Origin of the sequence: Streptomyces sp. AA4, from assembly GCF_000158875.1 — a bacterium.
In the GTDB taxonomy this organism is placed as follows: Bacteria; Actinomycetota; Actinomycetes; order Mycobacteriales; family Pseudonocardiaceae; genus Amycolatopsis.
The window spans coordinates 6,108,003-6,132,937 of the sequence record NZ_GG657746.1 but is presented as its reverse complement, the minus strand read 5'-3'; the positions used below and the strand labels follow the sequence as shown (position 1 = coordinate 6,132,937).

Annotated in this window: 21 protein-coding genes and 1 pseudogene; 8 read left to right on the top strand and 14 right to left on the bottom strand. The window is 69.3% G+C overall.

Annotation, left to right across the window (positions count from 1 at the left end; all coding sequences use genetic code 11):
- The first annotated feature begins 24 nt into the window (after positions 1-24).
- Both SSMG_RS28035 and SSMG_RS28030 read left to right on the top strand, forming a co-directional pair.
- Complete coding sequence (locus tag SSMG_RS28035) at positions 25-1,215, top strand: cytochrome P450 (RefSeq protein WP_009081561.1); 1,191 nt, start codon at positions 25-27, stop codon at positions 1,213-1,215.
- Between the two features lie 2 nt (positions 1,216-1,217).
- Positions 1,218-1,433: a ferredoxin gene (locus SSMG_RS28030; RefSeq protein ID WP_199786005.1), complete on the top strand. Its 216-nt coding sequence runs from the start codon at positions 1,218-1,220 to the stop codon at positions 1,431-1,433.
- Here the strand turns inward: SSMG_RS28030 and mtnA are convergent.
- Entirely contained in the window at positions 1,430-2,401 is a 972-nt protein-coding gene (gene mtnA, locus SSMG_RS28025; protein ID WP_009081559.1) for an S-methyl-5-thioribose-1-phosphate isomerase, read from the bottom strand. The two genes, SSMG_RS28030 and mtnA, sit on opposite strands and share 4 nt — an antisense overlap.
- Before the next feature lie 66 nt (positions 2,402-2,467).
- On the opposite strand from mtnA, the gene SSMG_RS28020 reads away from it, so the two are divergent.
- The gene (locus SSMG_RS28020; protein WP_199786350.1) at positions 2,468-2,860 is read left to right on the top strand and encodes a RidA family protein; all 393 of its coding nucleotides are present in this window, start codon (positions 2,468-2,470) and stop codon (positions 2,858-2,860) included.
- A gap of 1 nt (position 2,861) precedes the next feature.
- Here the strand turns inward: SSMG_RS28020 and SSMG_RS28015 are convergent, their stop codons facing one another.
- The 6 genes from SSMG_RS28015 to SSMG_RS27990 all read right to left on the bottom strand — a co-directional run bounded on the left by SSMG_RS28015 (position 2,862) and on the right by SSMG_RS27990 (position 10,204).
- Positions 2,862-3,842, bottom strand: coding sequence for a GTP-binding protein (locus SSMG_RS28015; RefSeq protein ID WP_009081556.1), 981 nt, complete (start codon positions 3,840-3,842; stop codon positions 2,862-2,864).
- 13 nt (positions 3,843-3,855) lie between these two features.
- Positions 3,856-5,217 (bottom strand): UbiD family decarboxylase, encoded by a 1,362-nt coding sequence (locus SSMG_RS28010; RefSeq protein WP_037715092.1) that lies wholly within the window; start codon positions 5,215-5,217, stop codon positions 3,856-3,858.
- Positions 5,214-5,819, bottom strand: a complete 606-nt coding sequence (locus SSMG_RS28005) for a UbiX family flavin prenyltransferase (RefSeq protein ID WP_009081551.1) — start codon at positions 5,817-5,819, stop codon at positions 5,214-5,216. The genes SSMG_RS28010 and SSMG_RS28005 overlap by 4 nt, the downstream gene beginning before the upstream one ends.
- 9 nt (positions 5,820-5,828) lie before the next feature.
- Positions 5,829-7,160, bottom strand: coding sequence for a nucleobase:cation symporter-2 family protein (locus tag SSMG_RS28000; protein ID WP_050788299.1), 1,332 nt, complete (start codon positions 7,158-7,160; stop codon positions 5,829-5,831).
- 241 nt (positions 7,161-7,401) lie between these two features.
- Positions 7,402-8,763 carry a nucleobase:cation symporter-2 family protein gene (locus SSMG_RS27995; RefSeq protein WP_100266904.1) on the bottom strand — a complete coding sequence of 454 codons (1,362 nt, stop codon included), beginning with the start codon at positions 8,761-8,763 and terminating at the stop codon, positions 7,402-7,404.
- Positions 8,764-8,797: 34 nt separating this feature from the next.
- Entirely contained in the window at positions 8,798-10,204 is a 1,407-nt protein-coding gene (locus tag SSMG_RS27990; RefSeq protein WP_009081544.1) for an amidohydrolase family protein, read from the bottom strand.
- Between the two features lie 340 nt (positions 10,205-10,544).
- On the opposite strand from SSMG_RS27990, the gene SSMG_RS27985 reads away from it, so the two are divergent.
- On the top strand, positions 10,545-11,528 hold the full coding sequence (locus SSMG_RS27985; protein ID WP_009081542.1) for an amidohydrolase family protein: 984 nt from the start codon (positions 10,545-10,547) through the stop codon (positions 11,526-11,528).
- A gap of 22 nt (positions 11,529-11,550) precedes the next feature.
- Here SSMG_RS27985 and SSMG_RS27980 read toward each other — a convergent pair whose 3' ends face one another.
- Positions 11,551-12,546 (bottom strand): LacI family DNA-binding transcriptional regulator, encoded by a 996-nt coding sequence (locus SSMG_RS27980; RefSeq protein ID WP_009081540.1) that lies wholly within the window; start codon positions 12,544-12,546, stop codon positions 11,551-11,553.
- Between the two features lie 82 nt (positions 12,547-12,628).
- Between SSMG_RS27980 and pucD the strand changes: the two genes are divergently transcribed.
- The 3 genes from pucD (at position 12,629) to SSMG_RS27965 (ending at position 16,347) form a co-directional block, all read left to right on the top strand.
- On the top strand, positions 12,629-14,929 hold the full coding sequence (pucD, locus tag SSMG_RS27975; protein WP_100266903.1) for a xanthine dehydrogenase subunit D: 2,301 nt from the start codon (positions 12,629-12,631) through the stop codon (positions 14,927-14,929).
- Between the two features lie 63 nt (positions 14,930-14,992).
- Positions 14,993-15,871 carry a xanthine dehydrogenase family protein subunit M gene (locus tag SSMG_RS27970; RefSeq protein WP_009081536.1) on the top strand — a complete coding sequence of 293 codons (879 nt, stop codon included), beginning with the start codon at positions 14,993-14,995 and terminating at the stop codon, positions 15,869-15,871.
- Positions 15,862-16,347 carry a (2Fe-2S)-binding protein gene (locus tag SSMG_RS27965; protein WP_009081535.1) on the top strand — a complete coding sequence of 162 codons (486 nt, stop codon included), beginning with the start codon at positions 15,862-15,864 and terminating at the stop codon, positions 16,345-16,347. Before SSMG_RS27970 ends, SSMG_RS27965 begins: the two co-directional genes overlap by 10 nt.
- A gap of 836 nt (positions 16,348-17,183) precedes the next feature.
- On the opposite strand, the gene SSMG_RS27960 is transcribed toward SSMG_RS27965, so the two are convergent.
- Positions 17,184-17,963, bottom strand: a complete 780-nt coding sequence (locus tag SSMG_RS27960) for a PIG-L family deacetylase (protein WP_009081532.1) — start codon at positions 17,961-17,963, stop codon at positions 17,184-17,186.
- 208 nt (positions 17,964-18,171) lie between these two features.
- Between SSMG_RS27960 and SSMG_RS27955 the strand changes: the two genes are divergently transcribed.
- Positions 18,172-19,524, top strand: a complete 1,353-nt coding sequence (locus SSMG_RS27955; RefSeq protein ID WP_009081531.1) for a TrpB-like pyridoxal phosphate-dependent enzyme — start codon at positions 18,172-18,174, stop codon at positions 19,522-19,524.
- 833 nt (positions 19,525-20,357) lie between these two features.
- Here the strand turns inward: SSMG_RS27955 and SSMG_RS27950 are convergent.
- The 5 genes and pseudogenes from SSMG_RS27950 to SSMG_RS27930 form a co-directional block, all read right to left on the bottom strand.
- Positions 20,358-21,550, bottom strand: a pseudogene (locus SSMG_RS27950) (RNA polymerase sigma factor).
- Complete coding sequence (locus SSMG_RS27945; RefSeq protein WP_037715090.1) at positions 21,547-21,906, bottom strand: YciI family protein; 360 nt, start codon at positions 21,904-21,906, stop codon at positions 21,547-21,549. The pseudogene SSMG_RS27950 and the gene SSMG_RS27945 overlap by 4 nt, the downstream one beginning before the upstream one ends.
- 94 nt (positions 21,907-22,000) lie before the next feature.
- Positions 22,001-23,587, bottom strand: a complete 1,587-nt coding sequence (locus SSMG_RS27940) for a hypothetical protein (protein ID WP_009081526.1) — start codon at positions 23,585-23,587, stop codon at positions 22,001-22,003.
- Positions 23,563-24,333, bottom strand: a complete 771-nt coding sequence (locus SSMG_RS27935) for an ABC transporter ATP-binding protein (protein ID WP_009081524.1) — start codon at positions 24,331-24,333, stop codon at positions 23,563-23,565. Before SSMG_RS27935 ends, SSMG_RS27940 begins: the two co-directional genes overlap by 25 nt.
- 42 nt (positions 24,334-24,375) lie before the next feature.
- Positions 24,376-24,933, bottom strand: coding sequence for an ester cyclase (locus SSMG_RS27930; protein WP_009081522.1), 558 nt, complete (start codon positions 24,931-24,933; stop codon positions 24,376-24,378).
- Positions 24,934-24,935: the final 2 nt, after the last annotated feature.

Genomic DNA, 24,935 nt, shown 5'->3' with positions numbered 1-24,935 from the left:
AAAGGGATCCGGGGAGTCATTGGCATGACCACCACGCACACCGCACCGCTCGCCTACCCGTTCAACGAGGAGGCGGGCCTCGCGCTCAACGAGGCTTACGCCGCCGCTCGCGAGAACGCCGGGATGATCCGCGTCCAGATGCCGCACGGCGAGGCCGCGTGGCTCGCGACCCGCTACGCCGACGCCCGGTTCGTGCTCGGGGACCGGCGGTTTTCCCGAGCGCTGGCGCAGGAAAGCGACGAACCGCGCATGTCGGAGTACCGGCGTCCGGGCGGCATCCTCTCGATGGACCCGCCGGACCACACCCGGCTGCGCACGCTCGTCGCGAAGGCGTTCACCGCGCGGCGGGTCGAAGAATTGCGGCCGCGGGTCGCGCAGCTGGCCGCCGAATTGATCGACCGGATGCGCGAACACGGGCAACCGGCTGACCTGGTCGATCTGTACGCGCTGCCGATTCCGGTCGCGGTGATCTGCGAGTTGCTCGGGGTTCCGGTGGGCGACCGGCCGCAGTTCCGGGAGTGGAGCGACGCGGCCTTGTCGACGACGCGGCTTACGCCGGAGGAATCCGAGCGCAGCCGCGAGGAACTGCGCGCTTATATGGCCGGGTTGATTGCCGAGCATCGGACTCAGCCGCAAGACGATTTGATGACTGCCCTCATCGAAGCTCGCGACGTGCGGGACCGGCTCACGGAGTTGGAGCTGGTGGACCTGTGCGTCGGGATTCTGGTGGCGGGGCACGAAACGACGGCCAGCCAGATTCCCAACTTCGTGTACGCGTTGCTGGATCAGCACGAGCACTGGGAACGGCTGTGCGCCGATCCGTCGCTGATCCCGACCGCGGTGGAGGAGTTGCTCCGCTTCGTGCCGCTGGGCGCGGGCGCCGGGTTCGCCCGGTATGCGACGGAGGACGTCGAAGTCGGGGATGTCCTGGTGCGCCAAGGGGAACCGGTGCTGGTGGCGATCGGCGCGGCGAACCGCGACCGGCTGCAGTTCGGCGGGGCGGACCAGCTCGTCCTGGACCGCGGCGACAACCACCACCTCGGGTTCGGGCACGGCGTGCACCACTGCCTCGGCGCTCCGCTCGCGCGGCTGGAGCTGCAGGAGGCGTTGCGGGCGCTGACCCGGGAGTTGCCGGGACTGCGGCTGGCCGGGGATATTGAGTGGAAGACGCAGATGCTGGTCCGCGGTCCGCGGTCGATGCCGGTGGGGTGGTGACGATGACCTGGTCGGTCAAGGTCGACGAGGGGGTATGCATGGGCAGCGGGATGTGCGCCGCGCTGCTGCCGGAGACGTTCGAGCTGGAGGGCGCCACCGCGCGGGCGGTGACGGAGACGGTCGAGCCGGACGAAACGGTGCTGGACGCGGCGGATTCGTGCCCGGCGATGGCGATCACCGTCCGAGACGGGGCCGAAATCGTCGGCCCGCGCCCCTAGATTCCTCGGCCGAAGACGCCGTCCTCGGTGACCACCGCGGTGATCAGCGCGTGCGGCGTGACGTCGAAAGCCGGGTTGAAGACTGCTGCTCCACTTGGCGCGATCTGGGCTTCGCCGAACTCGGTCAGTTCGCCCGCCGCGCGTTCCTCGATGGCGATGTCCGCGCCGGCGGCGACGGATGTGTCCACTGTGGACGTCGGGGCGACGACCACGAACGGCACCCCGTGGTGCGCGGCGGAAATCGCCAGCCCGTAGGTCCCGATTTTGTTGGCCACGTCGCCGTTCGCCGCGATCCGGTCCGCGCCGACCAGTACGCAGTCGACCAAGCCGCGCGCCATCGCCGCGGCCGCCGCGCCGTCCGGTTGCACGCGGTAGGGCACCCCGGCCCGCTCGAGTTCCCAAGCGGTGAGCCGGGAGCCCTGCAGCAGCGGGCGCGTCTCGTCGACCAGCACCGACTCCACCAGGCCGCGGGCGTGCAAATGCCAGACGACGCCGAGCGCGGTGCCCCACGCGACCGTCGCCAGGTGGCCGGTGTTGCAGTGGCTGAGCAGCCGCAACGGCCGGCGCGGGCACGCGTCCAGCACGACTTCCGCCGCGTGCGCGGATGCCGCGCGGTTCCGTTGCTCGTCCTCGTCGAGCATCGCCTTGGCCTCGGCCAGCACCGCGTCGGCACCGTGCGGAAGCTGGGCCAGCGCCCGGGAAACGCCCCAGGCCAGGTTGACCGCCGTCGGCCGGGCGTGCGCGATCCGGTCCGCCTCGGCTGGTACGTCGCCGCCTTGGCGAGCCGCTAGCGCGACCCCGAGCGCGCCCGCCGCTCCCAGCGCAGGTGCGCCGCGCACCGCGAGCCGTTGGATCGCGTCGACCAGTTCGGGCACGGTGCGCAGGGTGAGCGTGCGGTACTCGCCCGGAAGCGCGACCTGGTCCACGATCACGATCGCCCCGTCGGCCCAGTCGATGGTCCTGCGCATACGCCCTCCGTCCGGAAATCCCGTGGCGGATCGCCGCCGCGGTGAGCGACGATCCGCCACGTGACCATTGAACGGCAGAACCCGCCCGCCCTGCATCCGACTCCCGGCTACCACCACGTGACCACCGTCGACGCGCGCCGCACCGTGCACCTCGCGGGCCAGTGTCCGCTGACGCCCGACGGCGCGGTCGTTCCCGGCGATGTCCTCGCGCAGGCGGACCAGGTCGTCGCCAACACCGAGGCCGCGCTGTCGCACGCGGGCGCGGCCCCGGAGGACGTCGTGCGCACGGTGATTTACGTGGCCACCTCCGACCGGCCGACGCTTTCCGCGGTGTGGCAGCGGTTCACGGAGTCCTCGATCGCGGCGGCGTTCACGACCGCGAGCACGCTGGTCGGCGTGACGTGCCTGGGCTACCCCGGGCAACTCGTCGAATTGGACGTGACCGCGGCGCTCGCCTGAATCATCGTCCAGCGGCGGCCGGGCTGCAGCGGGACACCGTGTCGGTCAGTTCCGCGCGGTCGAGGTTCCGGCCGATGAGGACGAGTTTGCTGACCGGCGGTGCCGCGCCCCATTCGCCGGCGTCGGTCAGTTCGTAGATCCGGTGCACGCCCTGCAGCACCGTTTTGCGGTCGAAGGCGAGAATGCCCTTGAACCGGTACAGATCGTCGCCGCGTTCGGCCAGCAGAGCAGTGAGCCACCCTTCGAACGCGGCGCGGTCCAGCGGGTCGTCGAGTTCGATCGACACTGATTCCAGCGTCGGGTCGTGGTGGTGTGCGTCGTCCTCGAGCCAGTCCGGGTCGGCGGCGACGGTGCGGTTCAGGTCGAAGGCGTTGATGCCCAGGATGTCGTCCAGATCGACGTTGCCGTAGCTGGACGTGAGGATGTCCGCGGTCGCGTTGACCGAGCGCAGCCGCGCGCGCAGTTCCTCGATTTCCGGTTCGGTGACCAGGTCGATTTTGTTGAGCACGATCCGGTCGGCGAACGCGATCTGGTTGCTCACCTGGCCGCCGACGCCGTCGTGTTCGCCCTCCTCGAGATGGCTGCCGACATGCCGCGCGTCGACCAGCGTCACGATCGCGTCCAGGGCAAAGGCCGACGACACCTCGTCGTCCACGAAAAACGTCTGCGCGACCGGGTTCGGGTCGGCCATGCCGCTGGTCTCGATGAGGATCCGGTCGAACCGTTCGCGACGGCGCAGCAGCGACTGCAGGATTTCGATCAGGTCGGTGCGCGCGGTGCAGCACAGGCAGCATCCGTTGCTCATTTCGATGATCTTCTCGTCGCCGCCGAGCACGAGCGCGTTGTCGATCGGGATCTCGCCGAACTCGTTCTCGATCACCGCGATCCGGTGCCCGTGGTTCGCGGTGAGGATGTGGTTGACGAGCGTGGTCTTGCCCGAGCCGAGAAAGCCGGTCAGAACGGTCACCGGGATTTTGGCCATGATGATTCCCTCCTTAAACGTTCCCGCCGAGGATCCGGCGAGCGTGCTGACGTGCTTCGTCCGAAACGACGATGCGGTTGCCGTCGAAGTGCGGGCCGCGGGTGGCGTCGAGGCCCATCCGGGACGTCGTGCCGTCGGACCCGGACGACGGGTCGAGCGGCGAACCGGGCAGACCGTCCACAGTGAACAAGTCCTGGTGCGGCTGGAAATGCGTGGCGAGCGCCCAGAGAACTTCGCTGTCGTCGGTGAGGTCGACGTCCTCGTCCACGGCGATCACGGTCTTCACGTACGGATCCCAGCCGAGCAGGCCGAGCATCACTTGCCGGGCTTGCCCGGGCCGCCGCTGGCGCAGCGCGACGTAACAGTGGAAGTGCGTGCCGGACGTCGGGTAGTGGACCGCGGTGACGTCCGGGAAACGAGCCTTGAGTTTCTCCGCCATTTCCGATTCCCGTGGCACGCGGGCGAGATTCAGGTGCTCGTCGGTGTTGCCTCCGACCACGTCGATGAGCATGGCGTCGTCGCGGCGCAGGATCGTTTGCACGCGGAGCACGTTGTTGGTCGAGCGATTCGAGGAATAGCCGGAGAATTCGCCGAACGGTCCCTCGTCCGCGTGCTCGGAGGCGTCGATCGTGCCCTCCAGCACGAAGTCCGACCAGGCCGGGACCCCGATGCCGTGCCGCGGGGTGCGCACGATTTCCAGCGGTTCGCCGAACAGTCCGCCGGCCACCGCGCGTTCGTCCACGTCGTAACCGACCCGCGCGGACGCGGCCAGCATGAACAGCGGATGCCCGCCGAGCACCATCGCGACCGGCATCGGCTCGCCGCGTTCGGCGTATTTCTGCAGCATCCGCCACAGATCGCCGCGCGAATGCAGACTCGTCGCCAATTCGGTGCGGGAATGCGGCATCGCCCGGTGATAACTCAGGTTGCCGACACCGGTGTCCGGATCCTCCGCGACGATGATTCCGCTGGTGACGTAAGGGGAGCGGTCGCTGGCGAAATGCCGCAGCATGGGGACGGTCGCCAAGTCGACCTCGGAAGTCACGTTGTCCAGCACCGGCCCGCTGTCGACTACCCGTGGCGGGACCGCCCGGAGAGCGCGCTGCTGGTACGCACTGTGCAAACCGGACGGTCCGGTTTCGAGCATGCGGGCGATCCGCTCCCGCGAAGCGAACATGTTGCTGACCACCGGAACGTCAAGTCCGGTCACCTTCCGGAACAGCACCATTTCGTGTCGTCCGGCCGCGGCGAGTTCGTAAATGACGCCGGTGACGCCCTCGTCGGCCGGGACGGGATCGTCGAGGACGAGCACGTCGTCGGGATGGTCGCGCAGGTACTGGTCAACGAATGCGTGGGGATCTTGCCGGTGGTTCACCGCGAAACTCCTTGCGAGGCGGGCGGCCCCTGCCAGCGCGCGAACAGGTCGTGCTCGATGCCGAACTGGTCGAGCACCTTGCCGGTCAGGTGGGCGAGGATGTCCTCAATGGACTCGGGCTGGTGGTAGAAGGCGGGGACCGGCGGCAGCACGGTCGCGCCCGCCTCGGTCACCGCCACCAGATTGCGCAGGTGCACGAGGCTCAACGGGGTTTCCCTGGCCACGAGCACGAGCGGACGGCGTTCTTTCAGCGTCACGTCGGCGGCGCGGACGAGCAGGTCGTCGCTGTAGCCGTGCGCGATGCCGGCGACGGTTTTCATCGAGCACGGCACGACGACCATGCCCATGGTGCGGAAGGAGCCGGACGCGATCGACGCGGCGATGTCCCCGCGCGCGTGGCGGACGTCGGCCAGCTCGGCGACCTCGCCGGGCGGAGTTCCGGTTTCGAGTTCGATAGTGCGGTGCGCGGCTCGCGACATGACCAGATGCGTTTCCACCGTGCCGAGCTTGCGCAGCGCGGTCAGCAGGTGGACGGCCAGGTGCGGGCCGCTGGCCCCGGTGATGCCGACGATCAGCCGGGGCCGCTGCGGTTCGGTGCCCATGACGTCCTTTCAGGACTGGGAAAGCTTCGCGGCGGGTTCGGGTCGCGCGATCGGCGCTTCCGGTTGTCGTTTCCGCCGGGCGAAGAAAAGCAGGTTCAGCAGAATCGCCAAGACAGTGCCGGTGGCCACGCCGCTCTTCAGGAAAACCTGTGCGGCGAACGGAAACTGCTTGTAGAAGTCCGGTGCGCCGGCCGGGATCAGCCCCACGCCCAGCGACAGCATGACGATCACGAGATTGCCGGTCTGGTTGAAGTCCACGCGGGACAGCAGCTGGATGCCGGACACCGTCAGCGCCGCGAACGTGGCGACCGCGGCCGCGCCGATGACCGGTTGCGGGATCGCCGCGATCACCCGGCCGACCGGTTGCACGACCCCGAAAACGATGAGGATCACGCCGCCGACCGCGACCGGATACCGGCTGCGCACCTTGGTCAGCGCGACGAGCCCGATGTTCTGGCCGAAGGTGGTGTAGGCGAAGCCGTTGAACACGCCGCTGAGCGCGGTGAGCAGGCCGTCCACGCGCAGCAGGTTCGCGATGTCGCGCGGCCCGACCTTCTTGCCGACCACCTGCCCGACGGCGAGCCCCTGTCCGGACGCCTCGACCATCAGCACGAAAACGATCACCAGGAACAGCAGAATCGACGGGATGTCGAAATGCAACGCTCCGTAATGCAGTGGTTTCAGCAAGCCGAATACGGGACCGTTGGCGACTCCGGCGAGACTGCCCAGCCCGGTCAGCCAGCCCACGATCGCGCCGACGGTCAGCGCGATCAGCATCGCGAGCTGGCCGAGCAGGCCGCGGAACACCCGGTAGAACACCGCGATCAGCGCGAGGGTGAACCCGGCGAGCGCGAGATTCGCGGGCGCACCGTAATTGTGCGCGGACGGATTGGAACCGGCGATGAGTTTCAGCCCGACCGGGATCAGCGTCAGCCCGATCAGCGTGATGACCGTGCCGGTGACGACCTCCGGGAACAGCTTGAGCAGTTTGCTGAACAACGGCGCGATCAGCACCCAGAGCACGCCGACCACGAGCAGCGAGCCATACACAGTGGACAGCCCCTGCGTGCTGCCGATCAGCACCATCGGGACGATTCCGTTGGACGCGGCCCCGACGACGAGCGGCATCCGGATGCCGAATTTCCAGACGCCGAGCGCCTGCAGCAGGGTGCCGATCCCGGCGAGCACCAGGTCGACGCTGACGAGATCGGCGATCTGCGCCTGCGGCAGCCCGAGCCCGGCGCCGACCACGATCGGCACCACGACGACGCCGGCGTACATCACGAGCACGTGCTGCAGACCGAGCAGCACCAGCGGACCGAATCGGGGACGTTCGTCCACGGGGGACGGGGGAGACGGGTGACTGGCCATGATTCCCTCACCTCGTTGGGCCGGCGGGGCCGGGGGAACGGCCGGGCCGGGCGGATCGCGGGGCGTCGCCGGAGCCGGACGGGCCTCCGGCGGCGATGACCCCCGGCCGCGCGCGAATCCTGCCGCCGCACCTACGGGGTTAGGGTGGTTCCGAAGCTTTTTCCTTCCCTGCAAGGAGTTTCGACTATGGTGCATCGGGATCCGCCGAGGGTCAATACCCGGGCGCGGCTTCCGGCCCGGGGCGCGGCGCCCGTTCGCGGCGGTTGAGCACGAGGTTCAGCAGGAACGCCGCGATGCCGCCGGCCGCGATCCCGCTCGTCAGTACCGTCTGCACCACAACGGGCAGATGTTGGTAAAACTCCGGCGCGCCGACCGGCAGGAGACCGAAGCCGAACGAGATGGCGACGATCAGGATGTTGCGGCCGTTGCTGAGATCCGCCTGGCTCATGATGCGCAGCCCGACCGCTCCGACGGTGCCGAACATGACCACGCCGACGCCGCCGAGCACCGGTCCGGGCAGCGACGCGACGGCCGCGCCGAGTTTCGGCACCAGGCTCATCAGAACCAGCACCGCGCCCGCGGTGGCGACCACGAACCGGCTCATCACCTTCGTGATGCTGACCAGGCCGACGTTCTCGCCGAAGGTGACGACGGTGAACGAGCCGAACACCCCGGCGAACGCGGTGCCGATGCCGTCCGCGCGCAGCGCCCGCGAAATCTCGGGCGGGCCGACCTCGCGGCCGACGATCTGCCCGATGGCGAGCGTGTCGCCGGTCGATTCCACCATGTTCACCAGCTGCACGATGATCATCGGCAGCAAGGCCGACACGGCGAACGTCGGCAGGCCGAATTCGAACGGCTTCACGACGCCGACCCAATCCGCGTGCCCGACCGAGCTGAAGTCCGCCATGCCGAGCGGAATCGCCACGACCGTGCCGACGGCCAGCGCGATGAGGATCGCGAAGCGGCGCACCGCGGGCGGGGCGAACCGTTCCAGGCACACGGTCAGCACGATGGTGCCCAGCCCGAGAATCAGCCGCCCGGCCGAACCGTGGTCGGCCGCGCCGGGATTGGACCCGGCGATCAGCGTCGCGGTGGAGGGCAGCAGCGAGAACCCGATGATCGCGATGATCGTCCCGGTCACGATCGGCGGGAAGAACCGGATCAGCTTGCTGAACCACGGCGCGACCAGCCAGGTCAGCAGGCCGGCCACGATCGTCGCGCCGAAGACCGCGGGCAGCCCGGCCTCCTTGCCGACGATGATCGCCGGCGTGATGCCGGTGAAGGTCGAGCCCATCACGATCGGCAGCCGGACGCCGACGTTGCCGATCCCGAGCGTCTGCAGCAGCGTCGCGACGCCGCTGACCAGCACGTTCGCCGTGACGAGCGTGGCGATCTGCGCGGTGGACAGGCCGACGCCGAGCCCGATCAGCAGCGGGACGGTGACCATTCCGGAGTAGGCGACCAGCAGGTGCTGCATGCCGAGCGGGAGCAGCTGCCGGAACCGGGGGACGGTGTCGACCGCGTCGCGGGTCGTGGTTTCGGCTCGGGTGGTGCGCGGACGGAATCGCATGGTTTCCTCCACAGCGGGGAAGGGGGAGCGCGGATCACCGCGCCCAGGGAGTGAGCAGTCCGCCCATGCCGCTCCGCTCGAGCAGCCGGGCCGCGTGCCGTTCCGCCTCGTCGGCGGCGGCCGCTTCGTCGACGCGGACGCACTGTCCGGCGCGGTAGACGATCTCGCCGCCCACGATCGTCAGCTCCACATCGGACCCGCGGGCGGAGTAGACGAGGGCGGCGACAGCCCGGTGCACCGGGCGCACGTGCGGACGGTCGAGCGCGGTCACGATGACGTCGGCGAGTTTGCCCTCGCTGAGGACGCCCGCGTCGATTCCGGCGTAACGGGCCCCCTCGCGGGTGGCCATTTCCAGCGCGTCCTCGGCCCGCAACGCCGTCGGGTCCAAAGTGGCCGTTCGCTGGCCGAAGACGCTGAGTTTCATTGCCTCGAAAAGATCTTGCCGATGGCCGCAGCTCGGACCGTCGGTGCCCAGCGCGACCGGGACGTGCTGCTTTCGCATGCTCGCGATCCGCGCGGTGCCAGAAGCGAGGTAGCCGTTGGACGCCGGGTTGTGCGAGACCCCCGCGCCGGTGGCTGCGACCTGCTCGATTTCGGCTTCGTCGAGCCAGATCGCGTGCGCGAGCGTGGCCCGTTCGTCGAGCAGGCCTTCCTTCGCGAGCCATTCGACCGGACGGACCCCGTGGGTTTCGAGGTAGCTGACCGGATCGGTGGTGCTCTCGCAGCAATGGGTGTGCCAGCGAGTGCCGAATTCCCGGGCGAGTTCGACCGTCCGGCGGACGAGTTTCTGCTCCACGTAACAGAGGTTGAGCGCGGCGGGCCAGACGGCGACCTTCGAACTCGGCGGCCGGTGCTGCATCGCCTCGCGCGTGATCGCGAATTCGTCCTCGGTCGAGTAACGGAACAATTCGATCGGCTGGCCGCGCCGGTCGGCGATTTCGGTGCGTTCGCCGAGCATGCCGCGCGCGACCGCACCGCGAAGCCCGGCCTTCTCGATGACGTCCGCGACGGCGAGCGTCGTTTCGAGATCGCTTGGCGCGTAATGGTTGTCGATCACCGTGGTGATGCCGGCCCGCAACGCTTCCACCGCGCCGAGCCTCGCCCCGGCCACCGCTTCGGGTCCGGTGATCGCGATCGAATACGGCCACATGAATTCGCACAGCCAGGGCACGATCGACATGCCTTCGCCGAGCCCGCGAGCGAGGGCTTGGTAGAGGTGGTTGTGCCCGTCGACCAGGCCGGGCAGCACTGCTTTGCCGCGGCAGTCGACGACCTCGGCGGCGCGCCAGCGCTCGGCGCCCGGCCCTTCGCCGACGCCGGCGATGCGGTCGCCGATGATCGCGACGTGGCCGCTGGAGTGGACAGTGCGCTGGTCGTCGACGGTCACCACGGTGCCGCCGGTCAGCAGGAGATCGCAGGGTTCGGGTTCCGCAGCCGACATCGGGCCGCCCTTCCCCGGGCGGGGTCGGACCCGGCCCGGCGGTCGTCTCCAGCGCGCGGCTGGAGGCACTTGGCCGAACGGTTGGCCCGAAACGGGAGGTCACCGGCGCCCGGCAGCACCGCCGGGTCGTTCAATGCAAAGCCCTCCGGCGGCCGGTGTCAAGAGCGCGCTTCGGAAAAGTCTTGCCGCGCAACGCATCCGGCGATCATGTGTTGACAGCGGGCAGCGAAGGTGCTGGACTCGGTTGCGCCGGAGCGCGGATCGCGCTTCCGGGTCCCGTAGGTGCGGTGAAGCGCGGCCGGGGAGTCCTTTACTCAAGTCTTGCGTAAGGAGACATCCGGTGATTATCGATACCCATGTCCATCCGACGAATCTCGTCGACGAAGCCTGGCGGCACACCGGAACCCCGTTCACCGGCGAGCGCACGCTGGAGATGATGGACGGTCCATTCTGGATCAACGGCAAGCCGCGGCGCGTGGACGTCAGCTGCATCATGCCGCCTCCGGGGAACACGACCTGGCGCGAGGGCAACAAAACCGGCCGCGAAGGAATCCGCGAATACCAGGCGTACGTGACCTCGCTGGTGCAGCAGTACCCGGACCGGTTCGTCGGCAACTTCATGTACAACCCGCGGTTCGGGCCGGAAAACGGCGCGGCGGAGCTGGCCTTCCACGTGAAGGAATACGGCTACAAAATGCTGAAGCTGCACGCGAACATGCACTCCTACCGCCCGGACCGGGCACTCGACTGGCTGCGGCCGGTGATGCGCGTGTGCGACGAGCTCGGCGTGATCGTGCTGATCCACACCGGGGACGGGCCGTACTCGATCCCGACCCAGTTCTACCCGATCATCCGCGAATTCCCGAACGTCACGTTCATTCTCGGCCATTTCGGCATCCAGACCGGCGGCGTCTACTGTTTCGAGGCGTTCTGGATGATCCAGGACTCGCCGAACGTGATCGGCGAATCGGGCTGGCTGCTGCAGTCGCGGATCGTCGAATTCGCCAAGGAGATGAAGAAGAGCGACCTGGTCTTCGGCACCGATTCGCCGCCGAACGAGCCCGGCATGTGGGCGCGCGAGCTGGAAGTGCTGTGCCACCAGCCGCCGCAGGGCCTGAATCTGTCCGAGGACGACCTGGAGGGCTACCTCGGCAACAACATGGCCAAGCTGCTCGGCCTCGCGCCGACGCCGCCGCCGAAGGACAAGGCGGAAGCGGAAGCGTATTTGCGCGGGGACATTCCGCAGGCCTCCGCGGCGAATACGCACGCGTCGCATTACCTCGGCTACACGCCGTCGGCGTGGGCAGAGGCCGCCAACTCCTGATTCGTTCGCGCTGGCTGCGGGGTCAGTCGCACCCGCAGCTGGCGCGCGCGGTCAGGCGGACGTCGAGGATCCGGTCTTCCGGCTGGGCGTTCTCCCTTAGCTGATCCAGAGTGGACACCGCGGCGTCGGCGAACTCGTCGAAGGAATGCCCGGCGGTGGACAGCGGCGGCCAGCTGTGCGCGGCGGCGTCGGTGCCGCCGAAGCCCATCACGGCAAGGTCTTTCGGGACTTTCAAGCCGAGTTCCGCCGCCACCGTGAGGGTGTCGAGCGCCAGCCCGTCCGCCGTCGCCATGATCGCGCGCGGCCGCTCGGGAGACTGCAGCCACCCCCGGATGTCCGCCCGTGCGGCGTGCCGATCCAGGCCGGTGCGGACGACGTTGGCCGCGCTCCTTTTCGCCGTCCGCATCGCCTCGGCCCAGCCCCGCGCCCGATCGGCCACCGGACCGGACCGCGCGGTGCCGGTGAGACAGCCGATCTCGCGGTAGCCGTGCCCGAGCAGGTGCTCGGTGGTCATCCGCCCGCCGGCCTTGTTGTCCAGCACGACGGACGGCGCCGCGCTGCCGGACGGCGCGTGGTGGTGCAGGTAGACGACCGGAACGTCCAAAGTGGAGTGCGTCGCGGCCGCCCCGGCGATCTCGGCGCGCACCAGCAGCAGGCCGTCCACGCGCATGTTCGCCAGTGATTCGGCGTACCGCAGCTCCTGTTCCCGGGAGAACGCCGAATTCCCCAGCAGCACCAGGGATCCACGCGCGAACGCGGCCCGCTCGACCGCGTGGGTGAGCTGGGTGAAGTAGCCCTCGCTGCTGTCCGGCACGACCAGTCCGAGCACGTTGCTGCGCGTGGACCGCAGCGCCCTCGCGACGAGATTCGGCCGGTACCCGAGTTCGGCGATCGCCCGTTCGACCCGCTCGCGCGTGGCGGGCGCGACCGGCCGCGGGCCGTTGTTGAGCACGTAGCTGACCACGGCCGGCGAGGTGCCCGCCAGCCGCGCGACGTCGTCCCGGGTGACCCGCTGCATGCGCCAGACGATACCCGAAGAGCCGTTGACAGTCCCGATCTACACGTGTTGACTCCCGTGGGTCGGCTAAGCAGGAAAGCTGGTGGTCACTGTGGACTCGCTGGTACGCGCCGCGGAAACCGGGAAAGCCGCCGGGGTGGGCGAAAGCGCCCTCCGGCCGGACGGCGCCGCCAAGGTGACCGGCCGGTTCGCCTATTCGTCGGATCTGTGGATCGAGGGCATGGTCTGGGCGACCACGCTGCGCAGCCCGTACGCGGCCGCGCGGATCCGGTCCATTGACACGAGCAAGGCGCTCGCCCAGCCTGGGGTGCACGCCGTGCTCACCCACGAGGACGTGCCCGGTGCGAAGACGTACGGAATGAAAACCGCCGACCAGCCGGTCCTCGCCGTCGACGAGGTCCGCTACCACGGCGAACCGGTGGCGCTGGTCGCCGCCGACGATCCGGAAACCGCCCGCCAGGCGGCGAAACTGATCGTCGTCGAGTACGAACCGCTGACCCCGGTCACCGACCCGATGACGGTGCTGGACGAGGGCGTCCGCCCCGTCCATCCGGACGGAAACCTGGTCCGGCACGTGAAAATCCGCCACGGGGACATGGTGAAAGCCCGCGCCGAGGCGGAGGTCGTGGTCACCGGCGAGTACGAAGTCGGCATGCAGGACCAGGCTTTCCTTGGTCCGGAATCCGGCCTGGCGATTCCTTCCGAAGACGGCGGCGTCGAACTTTACGTTTCCTCGCAGTGGCTGCACAAAGACCTGGAGCAATTGGCTCCTTGCCTTGGTCTGCCGCCGGAAAAAGTGCGCCTGACCCTGGCCGGCGTGGGCGGTGCCTTCGGCGGACGAGAAGACCTCTCCGTCCACGTGCACGCCTGCATGCTCGCCCTGCGCCTCGGCCGTCCGGTGAAGATGTCGTACAACCGCTACGAATCCTTCTTCGGTCACGTGCACCGCCATCCGGCCAAGATGCGCTACGAACACGGCGCGACCAAGGACGGCCGCTTGGTCTACGTCAAAGCCCGCCTGGTTTTGGACGGTGGTGCCTACACTTCAACTTCGCCGGTGGTCATCGCCAACGCGTGTTACTTCGTCACCGGCGCATACGACGTCCCGAACGCCGAAATCGACGGCCTGGCGGTGTTCACCAACAACCCGCCCTGCGGTGCGATGCGCGGCTTCGGCGCCGTCCAATCGGCCTACGGGTGCGAGTCCAATATGGACAAACTGGCGCAGGCGTTGGGCATGGACCCGATGGAATTGCGCCTCCGCAACGCCATGACCACCGGTACTGTCCTGCCCACCGGGCAAGCCGTCGACGGTCCCGCTCCCGTCGCGGAACTGCTGCAAGCCCTCCGGGACCGGCCGCTGCCGCCAGCCGGTTCTCTGGATTTGCTTTCCCTGCCTGGCGGAGCCGCCAACACGACGCACGGCGAGGGGGTGCGTCGCGGAGTCGGCTACGCGGTCGGGGTGAAAGCGATCGGCTACTCGGGAGGCGTCGACGACATCTCGACGGCCAGGGTCGCCTTGTCCGTCGTGAACGGCGCCCCGGTCGTCTCGGTGCACACCGCCGCCGCGGAATGCGGACAAGGCGTCACCACGGTGCAGGCGCAGGTGGCGAGCACGGAATTGGGCGTCTCCCGGGTAGTCGTCCTCCCCGCCGACACCCAGGTCGGCGACGCAGGTTCCGCATCCGCTTCCCGCATGACGTGGATGTCGACCGGCGCTGTGCAGGGTGCCTGCCGCTACCTCGCCCGCGAACTCCTGCGCCGCGGTTCGGGCGTTTCGTTGGGCAACGACCAAGTCCTGGACAGCGTCGGACGCCCAGTGTGCTCCATCGCCGACGTGCTGGGTTCGGACACGCTTGAGCACACCTTCGAATACCACCACCGTCCGACCCAAGGCATCGACCCGGAAACCGGGCAGGGCAACGCACACATCGCGTTCGCCTTCGCTGCCCATCGAGCGGTGGTGGACGTGGACGTCGAACTGGGTTTGGTGAAGGTGGTCGAACTGGCGACCGCGCAGGACGTCGGCAAGGCGATGAACCCGCTCGCCGTGGAAGGGCAGATCGAAGGCGGCAGCGTCCAGGGCCTGGGGTTGGCGTTGATGGAGGAAATCCTGGTCGACCGCGAGGGCCGGGTGCGGAACCCGTCCTTCACGGACTACCTGATCCCCACGGTGCTGGACGTCCCGCCGATGCCGATCAGCCTGTTCGAATTCCCGCACCCGGACTCGCCGTACGGGTTGAACGGCGTGGGGGAGCCGCCGACGCTGTCCTCGACTCCCGCGATCCTGAACGCCCTCCGCTCCGCGACCGGCTTGCCGCTGCCGAACGCGCCCATCCGGCCGGACGACATCGCTCTGGCCGGGGGCCGCGCCGCTTCGTGAGCGTCGGCCAGTCTTTTTCGTACCCGTCCCTGACCGGCAGCCCGCCTCCCGGAGGTGCTCCCCGTGGATTTCCTGAGCCCGTCGACCTGGGCCGAAGCCCTGGCCGCCAAGTCCGCCCGCCCGGACGCCGTCCCGTTGGCGGGCGGCACCGACGTCCTGGTCGAACTCAACTTCGACCACCGCCGCCCGCCTGCCCTGCTCGACCTCACCCGCGTCGCCGACCTGACCGAATGGACGGAGAAGGACGGTCGAATCCGCCTGGGCGCAGGCGTGTCGTACACGCGCATCATCACCGAACTGGGCACCCGCCTCCCCGGCCTGGCGATGGCGAGCCGCACCGTCGGCTCCCCGCAAATCCGCAACCGAGGCACCGTCGGCGGAAACTTAGGAGCGGCTTCGCCCGCCGGTGACACCCACCCCATGCTCCTGGCCTGCAACGCGACCATCGAGGCCGCGTCGGTCCGCGGCACCCGGATGATTCCCGCGACCGAGTTCTACCAAGGCGTCAAACGCAACGCACTGGCTCCGGACGAGCTGATCGCCGCCATCCACCTCCCGGTCGCGACCGGCCCGCAACAGTTCGCGAAAGTCGGGACCCGCAACGCGATGGTCATCGCAGTGTGCTCCTTCGCCCTGGACCTCGCTCCCGAGACGGGTTGGGTAGGCGCGGCAGTCGGTTCGGCCGCCCCGACCCCGCGCCGAGCCACCGCCGCCGAAGACTTCCTCCGCGACGCCCTGGCCGACGCGTGGACCTCCCGCTCCCCGCTGCCGGACCCCGTCGTGCGCCGCTTCGGCGAACTGGCCGCGAGCGCCGCGTCCCCGATCGACGACGTCCGGGGCAGCGCCGACTACCGCATGCACGCGATCGCCGTACTGGCCCGCCGGACGTTGAGCTGGGCCTGGGAAGACTATCGGAAAGGCGGGCAGCCGAAATGCGCCTGAACCTCACTGTCAATGACGAACCGCGCACCGTCGACGACGTTTGGGAGGGCCAGAGCCTCCTCTTCGTCCTGCGCGACCAACTCGGCCTGCCCGGCTCGAAGAACGCCTGCGAACAAGGCGAATGCGGTTCGTGCACGGTGTATTTGGACGGTACGCCAGTGTGCTCCTGCCTGGTCGCCGCAGGCCAAGCCGAGGGCAGGGAAGTCCGCACCGTAGAAGGCCTAGCGAACGGTGACCAACTGGACGCGGTACAGCAATCCTTCATCGACGCCGGAGCGGTGCAATGCGGCTTCTGCACGCCGGGGTTGATCGTCGCCGCACACGAACTAGTGCACCGCGTGGCCGCCCCCACCGATCCGGAGATCCGGGAGGCTTTGGCAGGAAACCTCTGCCGGTGCACCGGGTACGAGAAAATCCTGGACGCAGTCCGCCTGGCCTCGGCCCGGGTTGGGGAGGGGGGAACGGCTCCCGCGTGATGCTGCGCAAGCAACTCGACGCACGCCCTGCGGCGAGCTGTGAACACTTCCGCGTGCCCCCGCTCCACGTCAACCCGAGCCGGGTTAGGCCGGACGCACGCAAACGGCCGTCGGCGGCGGCTCGGACTAGGCCATGCCCCACGCCGCTGGCCCGTGACCTCGCCCAGCTTGCGTCGCGGCGGCTGGCAGTGACTGTTCAGGACTAGGCCGGGTCGCACCGCTGGCACCTGACGTTGCCCTGTTTATGTCGCGGTGGCCTGCCGATGCCCGTGCCTGCCCGCGCGCATGGGAACGGTCGTGGGTAGCTGCTCAGGACAGGCCCTGCCACTCCCCACACTGCTCGCACCCCACTTCGCCCTGCCCGCGTCGCGGCGACATGCCGATGCCGTGCCCGCCTGCAGGCATGGAAACGGCCGTCGGTGTCTGCTCACGGCGAGGCTCTGCCTGGCGCGCGACTTCGCCCTGTCTGCGTCGCAGTGGCAGGCCGATGCCATGTCTTCCTTCAGGCATGGAAACAGCCGTCGACAACTGCTCATGGTCAGGGCCCTGCCTGGCACGCGATCTCGCCCGGCCTGCGTTGCGGCGGCAGGCCGATGCCGTGTCTGCCTGCAGGCATGGAACCGGTCGTCGGCACCTGCTCACGGCCAGGCCCTGCCTGGCGCGCGACCTCGCCGTGTCCGCGTCGCGGTGGCATGCCAGTGCCCGTCCGCACGCATCCTCCGGCCCACGACACAACCACCGTCGGTGACCGGTCACGACGGAGCCAGCACCAAGCCCGCCGCGGCTGGCGCACTCCGCCAGCGACTACGGCTCACCCCGGCCCGGTCACCAGCCGGTCAGAGGCCCTTCACCAGATCCGTCTCCGTCACCCCCGGTCCCTGTCCCTCCCGGATGAACCATTCCGTCCCGAACGCCTCGCCGAACTTGTCGTCCGGCAGGGCCAGGAAGAACGACTCCTCGCTGATCTGGCTCCGGTGCGCCCGCATCGCCGCCCGCTTCGCCTTCAGGTATGCCGTGACGTCTACCTCGGCGGTCAACTCGGCTTCCGGTTTGCCGATGATCATCTCCTCGTCCGGACCGCTTTCCTCGCCCGCTGCCCGCAGCGCTTCGGCGGCTCGGCGAATCTGGTCGCGGTTCGCCGAACCTTGGTAGACCCGCGGCGTGCCCGCGAGTTCGGCCGCGCGCACGCCGACTCGGTGGACCTGGATGTGGTCCGGGTGGCCGTAGACGCCGAAGTCGTCGTACACCGTCAGCACGTCGGCCGACTCCTCGCGCAGGATCGTCGCCAGCCGCTCCGCCGCTTCTTCGATCGGCGCGCTCCAGAACGTGTCCGGGCCGTCGTTCGACGGGTCGCCCATCATGCCGGAGTCCTGGTATCCCAAGAACTCCACCCGTGAGACGCCCAGCACCTCGGCCGCCGCGTGCGTCTCCTTCACCCGGCGTTCCGCGAGCTGTTCGCCGTCGTCGAGCAGACCCTCGGGGATCTCTCCCTTTTCTCCGCGCGTGGCCACCACGAGCACCACCCGGTGCCCTTCGTCGGCCGCCTTGCGCATCACGCCGCCCGTCATGATCGCCTCGTCGTCGGGATGAGCGTGGAACGTCACCAATGTCGCCATGCCACCGAACCTACCGGCGCCCACCGACAAAAACCGGCGCCCGCCGGAAACCGTTTCCGGAGAATCCGCCACACCCTCCATTGTGGACAGGTCGCCCACATGGGTGGACCTGCGGCTTTATCGGCGCGAGGGGTCCCCTCGCGCGCTCCGGCGCTTGGCTTCTCCCGCCGCCCGGCTTACGTTGGGGTCCGCGGACCGAGGAGGCGTCATGGCAGAACGGACGAAATACATCCTGGACGAGGCCGATCTCCCGACGCAGTGGTACAACGTGGTGCCGGACCTGCCCGAGCCGCCGCCTCCGCCGCTGCACCCGGGAACCCGCGAGCCCGTCGGGCCCGCGGACCTGGCTCCGCTGTTCCCGCAGGCGCTCATCGAGCAGGAAGTCAGCACCGAGCGCTACCTCGACATCCCCGAGGAAGTCCGGGACGTCTACCGGCTCTGGCGTCCGTCCCCGCTCTACCGCGCCCGCCGGCTGGAGAAGGCGCTCGGGACCCCGGCCCGGATCTACTACAAGTACGAGGGCGTCAGCCCGGTCGGCTCGCACAAGCCGAACACCGCTGTGCCGCAGGCGTTCTACAACGCGGCCGAGGGCGTCACGCGGCTCACCACCGAGACCGGCGCCGGGCAGTGGGGCAGCGCGCTAGCATTCGCGTGCGCGACGTTCGGGTTGTCCTGCGAGGTCTGGCAGGTGCGGGCGTCGTACGACCAGAAGCCGTACCGCAAGCTGATGATGGAGACCTTCGGCGCGCAGGTGTACCCGAGTCCATCGGACCGCACTGCCGCCGGCCGGGCGATCCTGGCGGAGAACCCGCAGTCGACGGGCAGCCTCGGGATCGCGATCAGCGAGGCCGTCGAGCAGGCCGCGGCGGACCCGGGCGCGCGGTACGCGCTAGGCAGCGTGCTCAACCACGTGCTGCTGCACCAGACGGTGATCGGCGAGGAAGCGCTGCGGCAGTTCGAACTGGCCGGCGACACTCCCGATGTGCTCGTCGGCTGCACCGGCGGCGGCTCCAACTTCGGCGGGCTGGCTTTCCCGTTCCTGCGGGAAAAACTGGCCGGCCGGCTGAACCCGGTGATCCGCGCGGTCGAACCGGCGGCGTGTCCGACCCTCACCCGCGGCCGCTACGCCTACGACTTCGGCGACACTGCGGGCCTCACGCCGCTGCTGAAAATGCACACGCTCGGCCACGGCTTCATCCCGGACCCGATCCACGCCGGAGGCCTGCGCTACCACGGGATGTCGCCGCTGATCTCGCACATCTACGAACTGGGCCTCATCGAGGCGCTCGCGATCGGCCAGCAGGAATGTTTCGCTGCCGGGGTGCAGTTCGCCCGCACGGAAGGCATCATTCCCGCGCCCGAGCCGACGCACGCGTTGGCCGCGTGCATTCAAGAAGCGTTGCGCTGCAAGGAGACCGGCGAGGAAAAGGTGATCCTGACGGCGCTCTGCGGACACGCGCACCTCGACCTGCCCGCGTACGGCGCGTATCTGGCGGGGGAGATGGTGGACAACGAACTTCCGGACGCGGCGCTGGAGGAATCGTTGGCGGCGCTTCCCTGAGTGCAGGATCGGGTCGGCTGGCACGGGAAAGCAGAAGGGAGTGATGGGCGAGGATTGGTTGACAGGCGATCGCTAGGCGGGCCGACTTAAGCCGGTAGCAACGGTGAGCTGCAGGCGGTTGGCAGGAAGCCGCGGGAGCGCGCGCCGTGGTCCGCAGCGTCCGGAGCCGCACCGGGCCGGACGACAGGCCTGGCCCTGGCGGACTCGCGCTCACTGGCGGATTGGCCGCGGCAGGGGGTGCTTTCCTCCGGGATCGGGGGGCCGTCACGTGGCCGCTCGCCGGAGGAATTGCGGGAATCGCAGATCTTCGGCGGGCTGGTTCCGCCCTGCCAGGAATGAAGCGGCGCCGGTGTCTGGGGCAGGACTCGGCGGGTGGATGGGCCAAGCGGGTTCGGTCGCCGGGTGCGGTCGTTCCTGCTGCCGCGGGTGGCGCGGCTGGCGGGTGGATGGGTCAAGCGGTTTCGGTCGTCGGGTGTGCTCGTTCCTGCTGCCGCGGGTGGCGCGGCTGGCGGGTGGATCGGCCAACCGGATGGGGTTGCTGGCCGTCGGATGTGCTGCGGCGGACGGACGGTCCCGGCGGACAGCGTCGGTGCACGGGCCGGGTTCGCCGGTGGCTGCTGTCTGGTGGCGAAGGCGGACAGCGCGGCCGAATCGAGCCCGGGTGTGCGTTGACGGGCAGGCTTGGCTGTGCCAGGCAACGTGATCGGCGTCCTCGGGCACACCAATCTCGGCCGCGTGCCGCAGCGGCTGAGCGAGCGGGAGCGGAAAGCTCCGAACCGGCCAGTGGCAGGTGGCTCGGTGGGACTGGTGCTGCCGCAGCTGGCGAGAAAGCTTCAGCCATCCTCGGCGAGCCGCGACCGCCGGTTCTCCAGAAAGGCTCGCTCAGTCTCGTTGGTAGCCAACGCGATCGCCTCCGTATAAGCCGCCCGGGCTTCGGCGGCGCGGCCCAAGCGGGACAAGAGATCCGCTCGGGTGGCGGGCAGCAGGTGGTATCCGGGCAGGTCCAGCTCGTCCACCAACGCCAGGGCCAGTTCCGGGCCGTGGACTTCGGCTACTGCGACGGCGCGGTTCAGGGCTACGACGGCGGTCGGCGTGTGGACCAGGAGCTGGTCGTACAGGGCCAGCACCTGGGGCCAATCGGTTGCGGGGCCGTCGGTGTGGACGGCGTTGATCGCGGCTTGCAGCTGGTACGGGCCGGGCTGTCCGCGGCGCAGGCATTGCCGTACCAGGGCATGGCCTTCGGCGATCAGGTCCGGGTTCCACAGGGAGCGGTCCTGTTCGGTCAGCACTACCAGGTTGCCGGAGGAATCCACGCGGGCTGGGCGGCGGGCTTCGGTCAGGAGGAGCAGGGCGAGCAGGCCCTGGACTTCCGGTTCGTCCGGCATCAGGTCGGCCAGGGCGCGGGTCAGGCGGACGGCTTCCAGACACAGGTCTGTCCGCACCAAGGGGCCGGAGGTCGAGGTGTAACCCTCGTTGAAGACCAGGTACAGGACGGTCAGGACGGAGGCCAGGCGGTCCGGCAACGCGGCCTCGTCGGGGACTCGGTACGGGATTCCCGCGTCGCGGATCTTCTTCTTCGCGCGGACGATGCGTTGCGCGATCGTCGGTTCGGGACCAGGTACGCGCGGGCGATCTCGGCGGTTTCCAGGCCGCCCAGCAGACGCAGGGTCAGGGCGGTCTGCGCGAGCGGGGAGAGCGCCGGGTGGCAGCAGGTGAAGATCATCCGCAACTGGTCGTCGCGCACGGGGCCCGCCTCTGCTGGTTCGTCGGGCTGGTGGAGGAGCAGGGCTTGCGCGTGCCGGGCCTCCCGGGTGGATTCCCGGCGGAGGCGGTCGATCGCGCGGTTTCGGGCGGTGGTCACGATCCACGCGCCCGGATTGGCGGGCAGCGACTCCGCCCACGCGGTGACGGCGGTGGCGAAGGCGTCCTGTACCGCCTCCTCGGCCAGCCCGATGTCGCCCAGGAGGCGGGTCAGGGTGGCGACACAGCGGCCGTACTCCGCTCGGTAGACCGCGTCGAGCGTCACGCAGCGTCCTCCGGGCCCTCGGCGAACGGGCGTACTTCGATGGGGCGGCCGCACGCGTGGGCGCATTTGTCCGCCCACGACAGGGCTTCGTCCAGGTCCGCGCATTGGATCACCCAGAAACCGCCCAGCTGCTCCTTCGTTTCGGCGAACGGGCCGTCCGTCATCGTGACGCCGCCGTTCGCGGGGCGGACCACGGTGGTCGCGTGCGACCGGCGCAAACCGCCGACGAAGACCCAGGCGCCGGCGGCTTTCATGTCGTCGGTGACCTTGCCGGTGCGGGCCATCTGGGCGGTCAGTTCCTCGCCGGTCTCCAGCGTGTCTTCGTCGACCTGGACGGCCAGCAGGTACTGCTTCATGGCGAACTCCTCAAACGCGGGGTCTCTTACCCTGGCTACGAACGCGCGCGACGCCATTCGACACCTCGGCGAGAAAACCGGCGAGAAAAATCTGTCACCGTTCTTTGGAGACGGTCGCCAGCAGCTCCGGACCTCGCGCTACCAGCCGTTGCTGGGCGAGCGAACCCCACCACCACGCCAGTGCGAGGCCGGTCGCGATGCCGGCCGGGATGCCCAGCCACTGCAGCACCGGCAGGTCCGTCAGTGTTCCGGCCACGCCCAGCGCCACGACCGGCAGCGCACCGACCACGATGAGCAGCGTGGTCGCCAGCATCAGGGCGGCTCGAGCGCATCCGGGACGTCCGCCGGACGACCACGGGCTGCCGCTGCGGCGTTGATCCGGCAGCGGGAAGGCCAGGAAGACCGATTGCAGCATCAAGACCCCGGCGCCGGCGCCCAGTGTCGCCGGGACCAGGCCGAGGACCCACGGGTACGCGCTCGGTACGCCGGTGACGCCAGGCAGGACCAGCGCGAGCACCAAGGCCACCGGGGCGACGATCAGCGTCCACGCCAGTTGGCGGCCGCGGATGTCGGCGCGTTCGGCTCCGGGCACGACCAGCGTGTGCCATAGCGCGCTGCCGTCCATTCCGTACAAGTTGCCGGACTGCATCGACGCGAAAAGCACTACTGCGACACCGAAATACGGCAGCATCGCCGACCGGTCGCCGCCGCCGGACAGGGACGGCACGACGGTGATGACGAAGCCGATCAGCAGCGTCGACATCAGGGCGACGCGGCGTCGGGCGTCTCGCCACCAGGTGTGCAGTTCCTTGCGCGCCACGGCGCCCACCGGCGTCGAAGGCAGCAGGCTGCGTCGCGTGCGGCTGCTCTTCGCGCGGGTGCGGGAGGCGCCGCGGAAGGACGGCGTGGTGACCTGGCGGGCCAGCAGCGCACCCCAGATCAGGACCAGAACCGCCACTACGCCGAGCAAAGCGGCGAAGAGGCCGCCGGCTGTGCCCCATTCCCCGGTCCCGGCGGCGTGCACCGCGAGCGTGCCCCAGCCGGACGGCAGCGCGTGCATGACGCTGACGAAGCCGGGCATCTGGCCGTTGACGATCGCCGGGGCGACGTTCTTCATCACGTAGTTCACCGCGACGCCGGACAACCCGGTGAGCGCCACCAGGATGATGCCGAGTTCCTTGCCCTTGCGCGACGTCAGCAGCGCGCCCAGCGCGGCCATCACCACGCGGTACAGCAGCACCACGAACGCCAGCTGCAGCACGGTGAACACGAGACCGACGAGCGCCGCGGCAGGGCCGAACCGCAGTCCGTAGAACACCAAGCCGAGGAACGCCAGCAGGCTCACCAGCGCGGTGACGCCCACGAAGCTCGCCGCGAGCAGCCCGACCGCCAGTTTGCGCCGTCCGATCGGCAGCAGCGCGAAGTGTTCCGGCCGCAGCGTGTCGTCCCCGCCGCCGGTCGCGATCGGGGCGAGCACCCAGCCCGCCATCCACACCGCGTAGACCGAGGTGAGCAGGTCGACGGTGATCCGCGCTTCCGGAGCGGGCAACACCGCGATGCCGATGGTGACCAGGGCCGCCACCAGGCCGGCGAGGCCGCCGACGATCATTCCGGCGATCTGCCGCCCGCGCAGCGAATTGCGCAGGACCCGCAGCTTCAGTCGGACGAGGACGCCAACCACGCCAGCCCCTCCGCTCCACCGGTCCGCCCGCCGACGATGTGCACGAACGCGTCTTCCAGCGTGCCTTCGCCCCGTACGTCGGCCACCGCGCCCGCGGCCACGACCCGTCCGCGCGTGATCACCGCGACGTGGCTGCACAGCTGTTCCACCAACGCCATCACGTGGCTCGACAGCACCACCGCCCCGCCGGAGGCGACGAACCGCTGCAGGATCGTGCGGATCGTCGACGCCGAAACCGGGTCGACCGCCTCGAACGGCTCGTCCAGCACCAGCAGCCGCGGCCCGTGCAGCAACGCCGTCGCGAGGCCGATCTTCTTGCGCATGCCCGCGGAATAGTCGATGACGAGCGTGCGCTCGGCGTCCGTCAGCTCCAGCACGCCGAGCAGTTCCTGGGCGCGTTCGGCGACCGTGTCCGGCGCGAGCCCGCGCAGCAGGCCCATGTACGTCAGCAGTTCCCGCCCGGTGAGCCGCTCCGGAATGGACAATCCGTCCGGAAGAACGCCGATCAGGCTTTTCGCCCGTTCCGGTTCCCGCCACACGTCCACGCCGAACACGCGCGCCTCGCCGGAATCCGGCCGGAGCAGCCCGACCGCCATCGACAGCGACGTCGTTTTCCCGGCTCCGTTGGGGCCGACGAGGCCGAAGAACGACCCCTTCGGCACTTCCAGCCGCACGTCGTCTGCCGCCAGCGTGGTCCCGAACCGTTTGGTGAGTCCGTAAAGCCCCATGGCCGCGTCGTCGGACACCGGTTCCCCCTTCCCGTGGTGTGCGCCCGACTGTACGCGGGGTCACCGACAAAAAGCGGGCGGACTGGTATCGGAAAGCCGCGGATTCGGATCGCCGGACATCGCCAGCAGCCCGCGCACCGCGCGCACGAGCTTGGGCCACGAGGCGGGTTTCCGGACGTCGTACGCGCGCAGCAGCTGGCGGAGCATGGTGAGCGTGTCGAAGTAAATGCGTTCGCACACCAGCTGTTCGTCCGCGTCGAAGAGGAAATACGCGGTCATCCGGACGCGGAACCGCTGTCCGGTCGGCGGGATCTTCCCGAGCGGGCCGCGATGCGTGCCGAGCAGCCAGAACTCCACGATTACCGCATCGGCGCTGTGCCGCAGCGCGATGATTTCGTGGTCTTGATCGGGAAAAGCGCGGCGCGTTTCGTCGTAGTAGCCGCGCACCGCGGCATCGCCGTCGTGCACCGTCATCGTCGGGACGATCTCGTAGTGCGGATGCGGGAACGTCGCGAGCACGTCGTCCCAGTCCTGGCGCACCTCGTCGTGGAAGTGGTCGAGGACGACCTTTTGCCGGGCGCGCAGCACTTCGGGCGCGGGAATGGCCAACGGGTCCACGG

What these genes read in the sequence shown, in the direction of transcription:
- SSMG_RS28035 (WP_009081561.1), top strand. Translation starts at nt 25, where the DNA reads ATGACCACCACGCACACCGCACCGCTCGCCTACCCGTTCAACGAGGAG.
- SSMG_RS28030 (WP_199786005.1), top strand. Translation starts at nt 1,218, where the DNA reads ATGACCTGGTCGGTCAAGGTCGACGAGGGGGTATGCATGGGCAGCGGG.
- mtnA (WP_009081559.1), bottom strand. Translation starts at nt 2,401, where the DNA reads ATGCGCAGGACCATCGACTGGGCCGACGGGGCGATCGTGATCGTGGAC.
- SSMG_RS28015 (WP_009081556.1), bottom strand. Translation starts at nt 3,842, where the DNA reads ATGGCCAAAATCCCGGTGACCGTTCTGACCGGCTTTCTCGGCTCGGGC.
- SSMG_RS28005 (WP_009081551.1), bottom strand. Translation starts at nt 5,819, where the DNA reads ATGGGCACCGAACCGCAGCGGCCCCGGCTGATCGTCGGCATCACCGGG.
- SSMG_RS27995 (WP_100266904.1), bottom strand. Translation starts at nt 8,763, where the DNA reads ATGCGATTCCGTCCGCGCACCACCCGAGCCGAAACCACGACCCGCGAC.
- SSMG_RS27990 (WP_009081544.1), bottom strand. Translation starts at nt 10,204, where the DNA reads ATGTCGGCTGCGGAACCCGAACCCTGCGATCTCCTGCTGACCGGCGGC.
- SSMG_RS27980 (WP_009081540.1), bottom strand. Translation starts at nt 12,546, where the DNA reads ATGCAGCGGGTCACCCGGGACGACGTCGCGCGGCTGGCGGGCACCTCG.
- SSMG_RS27965 (WP_009081535.1), top strand. Translation starts at nt 15,862, where the DNA reads ATGCGCCTGAACCTCACTGTCAATGACGAACCGCGCACCGTCGACGAC.
- SSMG_RS27960 (WP_009081532.1), bottom strand. Translation starts at nt 17,963, where the DNA reads ATGGCGACATTGGTGACGTTCCACGCTCATCCCGACGACGAGGCGATC.
- SSMG_RS27955 (WP_009081531.1), top strand. Translation starts at nt 18,172, where the DNA reads ATGGCAGAACGGACGAAATACATCCTGGACGAGGCCGATCTCCCGACG.
- SSMG_RS27945 (WP_037715090.1), bottom strand. Translation starts at nt 21,906, where the DNA reads ATGAAGCAGTACCTGCTGGCCGTCCAGGTCGACGAAGACACGCTGGAG.